At 59.5% G+C, this 16029-nt stretch carries 8 protein-coding genes; 1 reads left to right on the top strand and 7 read right to left on the bottom strand.

All coding sequences use genetic code 11. The annotated features are described in order from the left end of the window. The 7 genes from G4923_RS21310 to mnmL form a co-directional block, all read right to left on the bottom strand. Window positions 1-1656, bottom strand: a 1656-nt coding sequence (locus G4923_RS21310) for a retention module-containing protein (RefSeq protein ID WP_240455372.1), incomplete at its 3' end; no start/stop codon positions are given. A 269-nt stretch (window positions 1657-1925) separates the two neighbouring features. Continuing rightward, the gene (locus tag G4923_RS18675; RefSeq protein WP_106886470.1) at window positions 1926-3851 is read right to left on the bottom strand and encodes an EAL domain-containing protein; all 1926 of its coding nucleotides are present in this window, start codon (window positions 3849-3851) and stop codon (window positions 1926-1928) included. 3 nt (window positions 3852-3854) lie between these two features. After that, window positions 3855-4625, bottom strand: a complete 771-nt coding sequence (locus G4923_RS18670; RefSeq protein ID WP_420884905.1) for a transglutaminase-like cysteine peptidase — start codon at window positions 4623-4625, stop codon at window positions 3855-3857. Between the two features lie 99 nt (window positions 4626-4724). Next, a complete protein-coding gene (locus tag G4923_RS18665) occupies window positions 4725-6056 on the bottom strand; it encodes a TolC family outer membrane protein (RefSeq protein ID WP_106886469.1) in 1332 nt (443 codons plus the stop codon). A 35-nt stretch (window positions 6057-6091) separates the two neighbouring features. Then, entirely contained in the window at window positions 6092-7507 is a 1416-nt protein-coding gene (locus G4923_RS18660; protein WP_025327371.1) for an HlyD family type I secretion periplasmic adaptor subunit, read from the bottom strand. After that, window positions 7500-9644, bottom strand: a complete 2145-nt coding sequence (locus G4923_RS18655; RefSeq protein WP_106886467.1) for a type I secretion system permease/ATPase — start codon at window positions 9642-9644, stop codon at window positions 7500-7502. The genes G4923_RS18660 and G4923_RS18655 overlap by 8 nt, the downstream gene beginning before the upstream one ends. 371 nt (window positions 9645-10015) lie before the next feature. Further along, complete coding sequence (gene mnmL / locus G4923_RS18650; RefSeq protein WP_163137960.1) at window positions 10016-10951, bottom strand: tRNA modification radical SAM protein MnmL/YtqA; 936 nt, start codon at window positions 10949-10951, stop codon at window positions 10016-10018. Window positions 10952-11564: 613 nt separating this feature from the next. Here mnmL and gltB point away from each other — a divergent pair. Then, window positions 11565-16022 carry a glutamate synthase large subunit gene (gene gltB, locus G4923_RS18645; RefSeq protein ID WP_111912632.1) on the top strand — a complete coding sequence of 1486 codons (4458 nt, stop codon included), beginning with the start codon at window positions 11565-11567 and terminating at the stop codon, window positions 16020-16022. The last annotated feature ends 7 nt before the right edge of the window (window positions 16023-16029 follow it).

The raw sequence follows: 16029 nt of genomic DNA, 5'->3' as shown, positions 1-16029 counted from the left end.
GACATTGTCCAGTAAGTTCAGGGTCACGGCGCCCGTGGCCGGATCTATGGTGAGGGTGAAGTAGCTCACCCCGTTGGCGCTGCCGGTGATGACATTGCCCACTTGATTGAGCACTATCTGAGTGCCCTGGCAATTGGCGGCCAGCGGATCAATCGCATAGAGGCCGCTCGCCACATTGCTGCCAGTGAGGGCCAGGTTGTAGCCGATGTTGCCCGCCCCGTCTGCACCGAAGGCATGGCTGAACTGGGCTTGCACCACGGCTGCCGCCAGGGTCGCACTGCCTATGCCATCGCTGTCTGCACCATCCAAGGCAGGCAAGCTCTCGTCCACGCTGACCACACCCAGCTCACCGGCCCCAGGGAGCAGGCGTACGCTGGGTACGTCATCCAGTATCACCACATCCAGACTGGCACTGGTGCTGTCACCGTCGCTGTCCGTCAGCACAACATTGAAACTTTCGGTCAGGGCAGTGTCATTGGCAGGCTGGGTGTGAGCCTCGTTATCGCTCAGGGTGTAGCTGTAAGTTACAGTGCCGGCGCCTGTCACCGGGTTGTAGCTGATGCCTGTCACCAACAGCTGATTGCCCAGAGGGCTCGGGATCGCCTGCGGGAAACTGCTGATGACCTGACCGTTACTGATGAGTACCACGCCACCCAGAGTCAGGCTCTGGATGCCATCTGCCGCATTGAAGGTGAAGGCGCCGCTCTTGGTCAGGCCGGCAGCATCCGGGCTGCTGCCATCGGCCAGTGCCGCTTCATTCAGAACAAGCTCGCCCCCTTCGACCTGCAGCCCGCCCAAGGAGACTGTCTCATCCGTAGGGGTAATGGTGATGGTCAGAATGGAGTTATTGGTATCGTCGCCATCGGTCACTATGTAGTTGGCTGGCGGCACAGGGCCTGTGTAATTGAGTGCCGGAGTGAAGGTGTAGGAGCCGTCGGCATTGATGATGAGGGTGCCTATCCCGTCCAATGAGCTCTCGACACCGGCCAGAATGCCGATGTTGCTACCCCAGCTATAGGAAACAATGGACGCGTCGAAAGGGCCGTCGGAGTTGCTGCTGTTGAGCAGCAGGGTGCCACTGATGGCTTGGTCTTCCTGGGTGACTTCAGATTCATCCAGATCATCGAGCTCATTTTCTGGCAGAAGATCGTCTTCCTGCAGCACATTCTGATCGAGCAAGGCGTCATAGCTGGTATCAAATCCGGCCTCGGCTATGGTCGCATCACCGACACGATCGATGACGACGAAGCCGCCGTTGCCACTGGCCCCCGCGACCCCGCCGATGCCGCCACCCCCACCTGCCGCAGGCGCCCCGCCGGCTGCGGCTGCTTCAAAGTCCTTGGTCGGGTCGACCCCTTGCAGGATGGATTCTTGCAAGGCTGCAATTTCTGGAGGGAGGTTGCTGTTCTCGGCCGATGATGAGGGTTGCCCTTCGGCCGGTATATCTGTCTCGGCGGGGGCGGCTGCGGCCTGCCCGGGGTTGTCATCGTAGGGTGCCAACATCAATTTCGCATCGTCGGCAATATTGAGCTTGGCGCCCGGTTGCAATATCTCGCCAGGCTGGAGAGGACGGCTGCTGCCATCGGCAAGCAGGATCTGAACATTGCCTTCCACGGAAGAGACGACGACGGTTTTGTCGATGATTTGGGTGCGCATATCCATTGCTCCAGGGTGACAGATCTTGATGCCTACACTCTAGATGCGCGCCCATCGAGCTTCAGTTGCAAAAATGTACAACATTGAATCTGTTTGGCTTCATCCGATGCAGCGAATCGAATGAATGTTTTTTACACAGACAAATCAATACACTAACAACTCGCCTTTCAGCCCTTCTGCATGTTCATCGCAGCAAAGCACCTTCATATATTCTAAATGGATATAAAAAAGGGCCCTCATTGGGGCCCTTTTCAATATAATTGCGTGATTCACGGCAGTGGGAATGCCGGATGAACGAAGCCTTGATAACCGTCTATATGCAGACTGGCCAGCACCTCGACCTGCTGCTGATCCTCCACTCGAGTGGCGATGGTCGTGACACCCGCATTGTGGGCGGCCCGGCAGACCGCTGCCAGGAAGGAGGTATCGGCTCCCGGCTCCATGACCTGGCTGGTATAGCCATGATCCACCTTGACGTAGGCAGGGGCCAGTTCCTCCAGATATCCGAGGGACTGGAAGTGGCGACCATAGTGATCGACCCCCCACAGGAAGCCCTGCTCTCGCAGCACCTCGACCAGGTTGGTCACATGCTGCTTGTGTTTCATGATGGCAGCCTCAGGGATCTCGAACAGCAGTCTCTCCTTCAACTCGCCATTCACGGCCAGATAGCCGCTCAGCCAGGTCAGGAACTCATCCGAACAGAGCGACCCAGCAGTGATGTTGACCGCGAGCACCAGCTCGGATTGCTGCTTGAACAAGGGCACGCAGGCTTCCAGAACGGCCTTGTCAAACTCGGCCCCCATCTGGAACTGCTCTATGGCGGGCAAGAACTGGCCTGCGAAATAGTCGGTCCCATCGCGCGAGATGGAAGCGAACAGCTCCGCATGCAGGCGCGTACCATCATCGAAGCGACAGGCAGGCTGCGCCTTGAAGCGCCACAGGTTTCGGGCCATTGCATCCTGTACCAGATCACGCCAGGCCAGGCGCCCCATCAACCCCTGATCCGAGCCCCCTTCCATGACGACGGCACCCCGTCGCTCGTTGCGCGCCTTGCCCAGCGCATTGTCCGCCTTGGTCAGCAGGGCGGAGAGGTCATCATCGCCATCACGGCCGGCGATCCCGACCACGGAGAGCGCACCGCTCTCACCCATGGGATTGACCACCAGATCGGCGATACGACTATTGATAAGCTCCGCCAGATCCTTGAGCTGTGACAGATCATCGGTAGGACAGAGCAGGGCGTATTCGGTGGCCGAGATCCGGGCCAGCGCCGCACCATCCCAGCCGTCCAGCAGCTCCCTGAGCACCTGGGCGATAGACTTGACCATGTTGTCCCGCGCCGCATAGCCTTCCTCACGATAGAGATCGTCCAGCATGTCGACGGCCACCAGCATGACACCCCCCTGTCCCGCTTCGGCGATCCAGGCATTGACCTGTCCCACGAAGTAGGAGCGGTTGCCGAGCCCGGAGACCGCATCCACATAGACGCGGGCGCGCAGATTCTCGGCTTCATCGGCCTGCTCCTTGAACTGCACCGCCAGCTTGCTCGAGAGGGTGTTGATGGCCTGCACCACCTGTTTCAACTCGCGGCTCTTGGGCTCGGGAATAGTGTGACCAAAATGGTGCAGCTCTATCTCGACCGCCTGCTCGCAGATGAGCTTGAGCGGTTTGAGCAGGTAGTTGAGTGCCCGCATCAGCAGAATGGTGGTGATCAGGAAGCCCACCAGGAACCAGGTCGCCAGCTCGCTCATCCCCTTCCAGAGCTCGTAGTAGGCCTGTCCCGGATGGCCCACTATCTTCAGCTTGCCCAGTTGCAACCAGCCCGAGGTCAGAATGGATTCGTTGGATACCTCAGGGAAGAGGCCCAGCTCGATGAACCACTGCGGCACTCCCTGTATGTTGCTGCTGTTTTCAAGTTCGATGACATCCTTGGAAGCCAGCAGATCGAGTCGGACCAGTCGATAGTAGCCGCCGTCGAACACGGCCTTCATGACGGATTCGGCACTCACCTTGTCCCCGTTCTCCAGATAAGGCGTCAACGCCAGACCCAGGGCGGTGGAGGTGTTGATGACTGTGGTCTCCTGCTGTTGCGCCAGATAGTTGCGGGTCGAATTGAACTGTACCCAGTAGGTGGCGGCAAACAGCAATCCGAACAGTAACAGCATGGTTGCCAATAGTTGTCTGTAGAGCGTCATAGGTTAATCATCCAAATTCACCACAGGCCGAGCCAATCGCCCTGAAGTCATGCGATTGCGTAAGTCAGTCCATAATCCCAAGCGGGATGATTGCCCGGCCAGTTCCCCTTGACCACGCGCCTTCATCAACCACAAGTGACTACCGTTAAAGCTGTAAATTGGCACCAGATCCGCCCGCTGACTGGCCGGGCGAATGGCGCCGACGAGATTGTCCAGAATGAGAGGCACTGATGCGGGCGTCTCATAATAGGCAACAACCATATGAAACTGGTTATAATCCAATGCCTTGACATATACCATCCGCATTTTTTCATCCGGGATGCCAAGCTCCAGCAGCGTAAAGTATTTGGAAATGCTGAAGTCTTCACAATCTCCGCCAGCCGCCCCCAAAAACTCCAGCGGGGTCGCCCAGTAATCCTTCTTGCGCCACAGCTTGATGTCATCGATAAACCGCATCTGATTGAAAAACTGGTTCACCTTCTCCAGCTTCTGCCGCTCCGTCAGACCCGCAGCCCGGTTCTGCATGGCCAGCGTGCGCCAGCTGATGACCCGCTTGCCTGCACGAGGGCCATAGGCCTCCTCCGCCCGCTTGACCAGCTTCAGATCTTCCGACGACAAGGGCTGGCTGGCGCTGAGCAGCAGAGGGATCGACAGCAGCACCAGCCACAATAGCTGGAGCCGCCAACGCTGCACGGGGCGGATGAGCCATGCTGGCCAGAAGAGCCTGCGGCTCCCTGCCTTGCACCACGATGTCACATGTTTCCCCTGCGGCATGCCATTGCAATCTTCAGTTGAAAGCCAAATACATAAAAGAATGACTGCAGCAAGCTGCAGCCATTTCTTCTGACTGATATGGCATCAGCACGATGACCATCAGTTGTTGTTGGCCTGCCAATCAGCGGGCTGCTGTACATTCATGGCATTGAGCAGTCCCCCGGTGGCATTGAGGATACGGTAATCCGCCAGCAGGGAGTCATACTCGGCCGTGATGTAGCTGCGGCGAGCCTCGAACAGTTCGTTCTCCGTGTTCAGCACGTCCAGCAAGGTCCGTTGTCCCAGACCAAACTGCTTCTTGTACGCCTGTACGGTGTCGTAGCTGGCGTCCACGTGCTCTTTCAGGAAGACTTTCTGCTTGGCCAGCGACTCCTTGGCATTCCAGGCGAGGCGGGTCCCCTCTTCCACCTGACGGAAGGCATTCAGGTGAATGTCTTTTGCCTGGGAATAGAGTGCCGAGGTGGCCTTGCTTTCAGCCAGATCGGAGCCGCCACGGAACAGGTTGTAACGCATCCGGACCATGGCGGTGAGATCGTCGTTGCGTCCTTTGACCGCATCGATGTCCTCGTTCCAGTTCTGATCCACCTCGAAGGCCACGTTCGGGTAGAACCCGGACTTGGAGCCTTCATGCTGATACTTGGCCTCTTCGATGTCTTGCAGGGAGGACAGCAGGGTCGGGTGAACCTCGGTGGCCGTCTTCAGCGCATCCTCCAGGGTGGCCGGGATCAACTGGCTGTTGGGCGCTGGCTGCACCAGATCCTTGGGCACCTCATTCACGACCCGGATGAACTCGCTCTCGGCATCCCGATAGTTGTTCTCCGCGGCCGCCTGGTTGGAATAGGCACGTGCCACACGACCATCTATCTGGGTCTGGTCCGCGGTCGAGCCCAAACCTGAGTCTGTCCGTTTCTGGATGTCGCTGCGGATCTGCTCGTGGGTTTCCAGGTTCTGCTTGGACAGCTCCAGGATCTCCTGCTGACGCAGCATGTTGAGGTACACCTCGGCCACACGCAGCGCCGTGTTCTCCGCCTCGGAGATCATGGCCAGACGTTGGGCCTGGGCTGCGGCATCGGTCCGGGCCACGTTGCTGCTGACATCGAAGCCGTCAAACAGCATCTGGCGCAGGCTGATCCCGGCCTCTTTACGAGTCATGGAATCATCGATCGTCTGCGAGTTGGCACCCGCCGCACGGGTCGAGGGGCTGTCGGTCTTCTCGTAACCAACGCCGCCACGCAGATCTATGGTGGGATAGTAGCCGCCTTTGGCTCCATCATGCTGGTACAGTCGTGCCTGATAGAGATCAAAAGCTTCCTTGATTTTCGGATGGGTAGCCAGTGACTGTGCCACTGACTGTTCCAGTGTCTGTGCCTGGCTCAGGCCCGGGAACAGTATGGTGCCACTAACCAGCATGGCAACAATCGTCTTCTTCATGGTATCTCCAGTCATGTTGTTTTTAGATTGTTGGCTTATCGTTCTCTCAGTGCCGACTGCTTAGCCCGCAGGATGGGCTTGAGCAAGTAGTCTAGGACACTTTTTTTGCCAGTAATGATATCTGCACTGGCTAACATACCGGGGATGATGGGAAGTGCGTTAAGCTCATCGCCCAGATAACTCTTCTCGGTACGCACCCGAACCAGATAGAAGGAGTTGCCCTCCTCATCCTGGATCGAGTCGGCACTTATCTGTTCAACCTTGCCATGTAAACCTCCATAAACAGTGAAATCATAAGCGGTTATCTTGACCACGGCCTCCAGCCCGGGTCGCAGGAAGGCTATGTCCTTGGGTGATACCTTGGCTTCCACCAGCAGGGTGTCCTCCAGCGGCACTATCTCCATCAGATCCATGCCAGGCTGCACGACCCCTCCAAGGGTATTGATCTTGAGCTTCTTGATGGTGCCCTTGAGCGGCGCTATCACGCTGGTGCGATCGACCCTGTCCCGCAGACCGACTTGGCCCTCGGACAACTGGCTCAGCTTGCCCTGACGTTCATTGAGCTCGGTCTGGGAGTCCGCTCTGAACTTCAAGGCGATGTCATTGCGCTTGGAGATGGTCTCCCGCAGCACCGAGTTGAGTTTGGGGATGAGCAGGCGGTTGGCTTCCAGCTCACCCTGCATCTCGTTGACCTGCCGCTCCAGTTTAATTAGCTCCACTTGAGGAACTATACCCTCTTTTGCGAGAGGCCGGCTGATGTTCAACTCCTGGCGGGCCAGATCCACGCTGCGACTCACCGTCCGTATCTTGGCATTGAGCTCTATGGTCTCCTGCTCCTTCTGCTCGATCTGCTGACCGAGAATGTAGAGCTGGTTGTTCAAATTGTTGAGCCGCTCGTCCTGTACCGACTTTTCACGGGCCACGTATTCCGCAAAGACGTTCTCGAACCCTTCGGGGAAGACGATAGGCTGCTTGTCGATGACCACCTGCTCACGCCAGCCGAGGTTGGGTTCTCTCTTGACCACCACACTGCGGATCTCGGCACGCAGACGGGCGATGTCGCCCTTGAGGATCACCAGCTCCTGTTCACGCTCTCGAAAATCCGACTTGAAGCGGGTATCGTCTATGCGCAGCAGAGGCTGCCCCTCCTCGACTATGTCCCCCTCCTTGACGAAGATCTCCTTGACGATCCCCCCTTCCAGGTTCTGGATCACCTGCAGCTGGCGGGACGGAATGACCTTGCCCTGACCGACGGTGACCTCGTCAAGCTCGGCCCAGGCGGCCCAGATGATGGCACTCATGAAGAACAGGAAACAGGCCCAGAGCAGCACCTTGGCGCGGGTTGGCGTGCTCAGCAAGACGGCGGCGGCACCGTCGTCGACATACTCGAGATGCTCGGGGGCGGGCAACACTGTGTCTGGTGCCGTTTTCTTGAACCAGTTGTTAGCCATTGGCCGTCTCCTGCACCCGCACCTTGCCTTCCTTCAGTTGTTGCAGCACCGTCTCCTTGGGGCCGTCAGCCACTATCTTCCCCTGCTCCACGACGATGACCCGGGAGGCCACGTCCAGCATGGAGGTCTTGTGGGTAATGAGGATCAGCGTGGTTTCAGGACCCAGCCTTGCCAGCTCCTGCTTCACATGCATCTCTGACTGGTTGTCCATGTTGGACGTCGGCTCATCCATCACCAGGATGGGGGGATCGTTGAGCAGGGCACGGGCCAGCAAAATGGCCTGGCGCTGACCACCCGAGAGCTGACGCCCTCCCTCGCCTATCTGCCGGTCCAGCCCATTGGGATCCCGATTGGTAAAGTTGGTGACGCCGGCCCGCTTGGCGGCGCGCACAACCCGGGCATCATCCACCAGCGGGTTGCCCAGCATGATGTTGTCTCGCACCGAGCCAAAGAAGAGTGTCACGTCCTGCGGCACACAGCCGATGTTGCGACGGATGGCGGCCGGCGCCAGCTGATCCAGCTCGAAGCCATCGAGGCGCACCAGACCGTCCGTCGGTCGGTAGAGCCCCATCAGCAGCTTCTCAAGGGTGGTCTTGCCCGCCCCGATCCGCCCTATGATGGCCACCTTCTCCCCCGGCTCGATACGCAGGTTGATGTTATGCAAGGTGCTGCTTTCCATGCCCGGGTATTTGAAGGAGACGTTTTCGAACTCGATGCGGCCCTGGATGATGGGGTGGTGAATGTACTGCTTGCCCTCCTCCTGCTCGCCCGGCGTCATCATGATCTTCTCTAGGATCTCCAGGGCGGACTTGGCCTGGTTGTAGCGGGTCGACAGCACGGAGAGCTGCACCATGGGGGCGATGGCGCGGCTGGACAACATGACGGCGGCGATCATACCCCCCATGGTCACCAGCCCTTCGGAGATCTGGTAGACCCCGACGATGACCAACCCCACAGTCACCACCTGCTGGATATAGCTCGCCAGAGAGGACATTGAGTTGGTGATGCGACGGGTCTGCACGCCCCAGGTCGAGATGTGGGACACCGCCTGCTCCCAGCGGTGCTGGAACATGCTCTCGGCGCCGAAGATCTTGACGGTCTCGAGGCCTGAGATGCTTTCGATCAGGTTGGCGTTCTTCTGGGAGGCCAGGCGGGAGCCCTCCTCGATGGACTGCTTGAGCGGTGCCTGGATATAGAAGCTGTAGGCCACCAGGATCAGCATGGCGACGATGGGCACCACCACCATGACGCCGGCAAACAGCCAGATGATGAAGAGGAAGAAGACCGCAAACGGCAGATCAATCAGGGTCGATACGGTGGCGGAGGTGAAGAACTCCCGTACCGATTCAAACTCCTGCAGATGCTTGGCGAACGCCCCTGTCGAGGCCGGGCGGGACTCCATCTTCATCCCCATGACCTTGGCAAAGATCTTGGCCGACAGCAGCACATCCGATTTCTTGCCGGCAATGTCGATGAAATAGCTGCGCAACTGGCGCATCACGAAGTCAAAGGTGAACACCACCATGGCCCCTACCGCCAGCACCCAGAGGGAGTCGAACGCCAGGTTGGGCACTATCTTGTCGTAGACATTCATGGTGAACAGGGGGCTGGCCACCGCAAAGAGGTTGATGAGGATGGAGGCAATCAGCACATCGCGATAGATGCCGCGGGATTCAAACAGCGTGCTCCAGAACCAGTGACCGTCCCGGGTCTCCAGCACCTTGGGGGAGCGTTCATCGAACTTGAACTGCTTCTTGACGAAGAACAGCCGGCCGTTGTACTCGTCGCCCAGCTGGGCTGTGCTGACCCACTGCGCCGCATCACCGGCCTGGGGGAAGATGACCTTGGCCTGGCTCCTGTCCTTGTTCCACTCCAGCAGGATGCAGGCGCCGCCCTGCCGCGTCTGCAAGACGCAGGGCAACAGCAGGGGAGAGATGTTTTCGAGTGGCTGGATCACCTCACGGGCGGACAAACCGCCACGCTCGGCAGCGCGACTGAAGAGTGCCGTACTCAGACGGCCCGAGACCAGTGGCAAGCCCGTGGTGAGGGCATCCTGACTATTGGGTACGCCATAAAAACGGGTCAAAAAGACCAAGCATTCCAATAGTTCATCTATATGGCTGGTTTCTGCTTGCATAGCATCCTGTCAAAACATGATTCAGACGGTTGTCGCAGGGAAATCATCACCCGGAACCTGGTGGCGACCTGTGAATGCAGAGCAGATCCCATCATCGCGAACCGACAACCCAATTAGCGCACTGGGCAATGACATCCAATGCCATCGCCAGACTCACACATCGTCAAGCCGGGAAGAGAGGAGCCACGCACGTCATCTGATGACGGCAAGGAGTGCGAGATATCCTGCCCGGTCCATTAATTACTAAAGAGTTATTGATAACAATATCTTTTTCAAGCCGACCATCTTATCAAGGCGACTTGAACGAAACTATACTGCAAAGACTGAATTTCATCTAATAACCCTCTGTTTTTTTAATGAAATTAGAGTCGTCACTCATTAAAAGGAGCGAGCGAGAAGGGTCGGCCCAGGGCAGCCCCCTGGGGGCCTGATCGAGTCAGTTCAGCGGCAATTTCTGCCATGGCGGTCCAGCGATTTTCACACCAGGCTGGGGCCAGCAGGGTCGGACGGCGTGCCGACGCCGAGATGCGGTGATAGACCACCTCGGGGGGCGTGTGCTGGATCATGGCCACAGCCGCCTCCACATAGTGTTCCAGCGTCAGCACCTCCAGCCGCCCTGCCTGCCACGCCTTGCCGAGGGTGCTCCCCTCCACCACGTGGAGCGGATGCAGCTTGATCCCCTCGACCCCGGTCGCAACGATGCGATGCAGGGTATCGAGGCTATCCATGGGCACCTCACCGGGCAGACCGACAATCAGATGGGCACAGACCTTGATACCACGCCGATGGGCACGTCTTACCGCATCCTCATAAGCAGCATAACCGTGGCCGCGATTGATGCGCTGCAGTGTCTTGTCGCTTGCACTTTGCAGCCCCAGCTCCAGCCACACCTCGTAGCCACGGGCCTGATAGCCCGCCAACAGATCCAGCACCGCATCCGGCACGCAATCGGGCCGGGTCCCGACACAGAGCCCCACCATGTCGCTGACCGACAACGCCTCCTCATACATGCGTTGCAGGTATTCCACCTCGGCATAGGTGCTCGTATAGGCCTGAAAGTAGGCGAGATAGCGTTTGGCACGGGTCACTTCGTCCCGGCGCGCCAGCAGTTGTTGCACCACCGAGAGCTGCTGGGTCGATTCGTCGGCGAAGGAGGAGACATTGCAGAAGGTGCAGCCACCGCGGCCCAGGGTGCCGTCCCGGTTCGGGCAGGTGAAGGCGCCGTGGATGGAGAGTTTGTGGATCTTCTGGCCGTGGCGCTGCTTGAGATCCTGGCCGAATGTATTGATGAGTTCGTGTAACTGCATGACACCTCCGATATGAGCTGTCATTGTACTGGCAGAGGCTCCCCGCCAGGCTGAGCTGGATCAAGCCGTCCCGCCCCCAAAAACCATATAAATATTCACATTGCGTGCGATAAATACCCACAGACAGGGTTTTAAGGTTACTTTTGGAAACCACAGACCTTCGACAAAGAGGGAAAAGTGGAACTATGCCTCCCCTCTAACCGGCTGTTAGCACTGCAAAAATCTCGCTTAGCCCGCATCCGGATAAATGCAAGACGCAGGATCCTGAAATGTGATCCCCGCCCACCCCCGTCGGGATGAATTGGTAAAATTACTACAGTTCAGCGTCGCAAAGCAGTCAACCACCAAATCCATCATTATCAGTTTAATCAACTTTAAAAAAATAAAATTCATGGACTTTTGTATAGCAAAAACTGGATTGAGTCTCTGAAACCCGCATTTTGTTATGGCGGTGTAACATTGCAAACAAGCGGGATGTCCAATTGACCTTGCCCGAAAATCCCATTAGTTTGGAGATTCGCCACCTCAGGCGGACGGAACCACAAGAGCCAATCGCAATTTATGCAGTCTGTCGATGACAGTGCGATGGAAGGCCGAGCAAGGGAGAAATGCAATGTCACTATATGATCCAAAGCTGGAGAGGGATAACTGTGGCTTCGGCCTGTTGGCCCACATGGAAGGGGAAGCCAGCCACAAGCTTGTCCGTCTCGCGATGTCAGCCTTGGCTCGCATGCAGCACCGCGGCGGCATCTCCGCCGACGGCAAGACCGGCGATGGCTGTGGTCTGCTGCTGCAAAAACCGGACAGCTTCTATCGCGCTGTCGCCGAAGAGAAGGGATGGCACCTGGGCCGCAACTATGCGGTCGGCATGCTGTTCCTGAACCCGGACCCCGTATTGGCCCAGCAGACCCGCGACATCATCGACGAGGAGCTGGAAAGAGAGACCCTGAGTCTGGTCGGTTGGCGCAAGGTGCCCATCGATACCAATGTGCTCGGTCCCATCGCCAAGGCGTCCCTGCCAAGCATTGAACAGGTCTTTGTCAACGCGCCGCCAGGCTGGGTCGACAAGGATCTCGAGCGCCGCCTTTATATAGTGCGCCGCCGCATCGAGAAGCGCATCAGCGACGACTACTTCTATGTGGTCAGCCTCTCCAACCTGGTCACCGTCTATAAAGGACTGTGCATGCCGGTGGATTTGCCGCGCTTCTATCTGGATCTCGCCGACATCCGCATGCAGGCCGCCATCTGCGTGTTCCACCAGCGCTTCTCCACCAACACCAGCCCGCGCTGGCCGCTGGCGCAACCCTTCCGTTATCTCGCCCACAACGGCGAGATCAACACTATCGCCGGCAACCGCCAGTGGGCCAAGGCGCGCAGCTACAAGTTCGCCACTCCGCTGATCCCTGACTTGCAAGAGGCGGCCCCCTTCGTCAACACCACCGGCTCCGACTCCTCCAGCCTCGACAACATGCTGGATCTCTTCCTGGCCGGTGGCATGGACCTGTTCCGCGCCATGCGCCTGCTGATCCCGCCTGCATGGCAAAAACACCCGAACATGGATGACGACCTGCGCGCCTTCTATGACTTCAACTCCATGCACATGGAGCCCTGGGATGGCCCCGCCGGCATCGTCATGACAGATGGCCGCTACGCCACCTGCGCCCTGGACCGTAACGGCCTGCGCCCGGCCCGCTACGTCATCACCAAGGACAAGTTCATCACCCTCGCGTCTGAGGTCGGCACCTGGGACTACACCCCGGACGAAGTGCTGGAGAAGGGCCGGGTCGGCCCGGGCGAGCTGTTCGTGGTGGATACCAGCAACGGCAAGGTGTGGACCAGCTTCGAGATCGATGACGATCTCAAGAGTCGTCACACCTACAAGCAGTGGATGGACAAGCACTGCAAGCGACTGGTGCCGTTCGAGCAGATGGATGACGCCAGCACAGGCGCCCGCGAGCTCCCTGACGATCAGCTCAAGACCTATCAGAAACTGTTCGGTTACTCCTACGAGGAGCTGGATCAAATCATCCGCGTGCTCGGCGAGAACGGCCAGGAGGCGGTAGGCTCCATGGGGGATGACACCCCGATGGCGGTGCTCTCCTCCAGCCAGCGTACCCTGTACGACTACTTCCGCCAGATGTTCGCCCAGGTGACCAACCCGCCCATCGATCCGCTGCGGGAAAACCACGTCATGTCGCTGGCCACCTGTATAGGTCGCGAGCAGAACGTGTTCAACGAGACCTTCGGCCACGCCCACCGGGTGCTGTTCCAGTCGCCTATCCTGCTCTACTCCGACTTCCACCAGTTGCTGGCGCTGGAAGGGGAACACTACCGCCATGCGGTGCTGAGCCTCAACTATCAGCCCGAAGAGGGGCTGCAGGCAGCGCTGGAGCGGCTCTGTGCCGACGCGGCCGACAAGGCCCGCAATGGCACCGTGCTGCTGGTGCTGTCTGACAGAGACATCAGTGCCGACACCCTGCCCATTCCGGCCGCCATGGCGGTGGGGGCGGTGCAACGCACCCTGGTGGACAACAACCTGCGCTGCGACGCCAATATCCTGGTGGAGACCGCCAGCGTGCGCGACCCGCACCACTTCGCCGTGCTGCTGGGCTTTGGCGCCACCGCCATCTATCCCTATCTCGCCTACGAGACCCTGGCCAAACAGGTCGAGGAAGGGGTGCTGAAGATGAGCCTGCGCCAGGCCATGCTCAACTACCGCAACGGCATCAACAAGGGCCTCTACAAGGTGATGTCCAAGATGGGCATCAGCACTGTGGCAAGCTACCGCTGCTCCCAGCTGTTCGAAGCCGTGGGTCTGTCCAAATCCGTGGTCGAGCTCTGCTTCCGCGGCGTCTCCAGCCGCATTCAGGGCGCCGATTTCACCGACATCCAGCAGGATCAGGTCAATCTGGCCCGTCAGGCCTGGCTCGGCCGCAAGCCACTGACTCAGGGCGGGCTGCTCAAGTTCGTCCACGGCGGCGAGTACCACACCTACAACCCGGACGTGGTGCAGACCCTGCAAGTGGCGGTGCGCTCCGGCAACTACGCCGATTACAAGGAGTACGCCCGCCTGGTGAACGAGCGCCCCGTCGCCACATTGCGCGATCTGCTCGTCCTCAAGCAGGGAACGACGCCGGTTGCGCTGGAGCAGGTTGAGCCCGCCGCCAAGCTGTTCCCCCGCTTCGACTCCGCCGCCATGTCCATAGGCGCGCTGGGCCCTGAGGCGCACGAGGCGCTGGCGGTGGCCATGAACCGCCTCGGCGGTCAGAGCAACTCGGGCGAAGGCGGTGAAGATCCCAAGCGCTTTGGCACCGAGAAGAATTCCCGCATCAAGCAGGTCGCCTCGGGGCGCTTCGGCGTCACCCCGCACTACCTGATGAACGCCGATGTGGTGCAGATCAAGGTGGCCCAGGGCGCCAAGCCCGGCGAAGGCGGCCAACTGCCCGGTGACAAGGTGACGGCCCAGATCGCCAAGCTGCGCTATTCCGTGCCCGGCGTGACCCTGATCTCCCCGCCGCCGCACCACGACATCTACTCCATCGAGGATCTGGCCCAGCTCATCTTCGACATCAAGCAGATCAACCCGGACTGCCTGGTGTCGGTCAAGCTGGTCTCCGAGCCCGGCGTCGGCACCATAGCCTGCGGCGTAGCCAAGGCCTATGCGGACTTCATCACGGTCTCCGGTTATGACGGCGGCACAGGTGCCAGCCCGCTGAGTTCGGTCAAATACGCCGGCTCCCCCTGGGAGCTGGGGCTGGCCGAGACCCAGCAGGCCCTGGTGGCCAACGGCCTGCGCCACAAGGTGCGGCTGCAGGTGGATGGCGGTCTCAAAACCGGTCTGGACATCATCAAGGCGGCCATCCTCGGCGCCGAGAGCTTCGGTTTCGGCACCGGCCCCATGGTGGCGCTCGGCTGCAAATACCTGCGCATCTGCCACCTGAACAACTGCGCCACCGGCGTCGCCACCCAGGACGAGAAGCTGCGCCGCGAGCACTTCACCGGCCTGCCGGAGATGGTGATGAACTACTTCAAGTTCATCGCCGAAGAGACCCGGGAGCTGATGGCTGAGCTCGGCGTCACCCAGCTCACCGACCTCATCGGTCGCACCGACCTGCTGGAAGCCCTGCCCGGCCTCACCGCCCGTCAGGCCAAGCTGGATCTCTCCGGCATTCTGGCAAGCCCGGTGGCACCGGCAGGCTCCAGCCTGTTCAGCCAGCAACACAACCCGACTTTCGACAAGGGGCCGCTCAACCTCAAGATGGTGGACGACCTGCTGGAGGCGGTGGAAAACATGAGCGGTGGCGAGTTCCGCTACGACATCCGCAACACCGACCGCTCTGTGGGTGCGCGCCTGTCCGGCGAGATCGTCAAGCGTCACGGCAACCAGGGCATGGCCGCCGATCCGGTACGGGTTCACTTCAACGGTACCGCAGGCCAGAGCTTCGGCGTCTGGAACGCCGGCGGCCTCGAGATGATACTCACCGGCGACGCCAACGACTACGTGGGCAAGGGGATGACCGGCGGCAAGCTGGTGGTCAAACCCCATGTCGGCGTGGCCTTCAAGTCCCATGAGGCGGCCATCATAGGTAACACCTGCCTCTACGGCGCCACCGGCGGCAAGCTTTACGCAGCAGGTACGGCGGGCGAGCGCTTCGCGGTTCGCAACTCGGGGGCCCTCGCGGTGGTCGAGGGGATTGGCGACAACGGCTGTGAATACATGACAGGCGGCATCGTCACCATACTTGGTACCACCGGGGTCAACTTCGCGGCGGGCATGACAGGGGGCTTTGCCTACGTGCTGGACGAGTGCGGCAACTTTGCCAAGCGCACCAACCCCGAGCTGGTGGAACTGCTGGACGTGGCGGATCTCGCCATCCATCAGGAGCACCTGCGCGGCATCATCACGGCGCACCTCAATGAGACAGGCAGCTCGCGCGCCGAGGAGATACTGGCCAACTTCGACTCCTATGTGCCCAAGTTCAGGCTGATCAAACCCAAGTCCAGCGACGTCAAGTCCCTGCTTGGTCACACCAGCCGCTCTAGTGCAGAACTCAGAATCCAGGCGCAATAAGGAGGGA

Origin of the sequence: Aeromonas rivipollensis (assembly GCF_010974825.1) — a bacterium.
In the GTDB taxonomy this organism is placed as follows: domain Bacteria; phylum Pseudomonadota; class Gammaproteobacteria; order Enterobacterales; family Aeromonadaceae; genus Aeromonas; species Aeromonas rivipollensis.
This window is presented reverse-complemented; position numbering and strand designations above follow the sequence as displayed.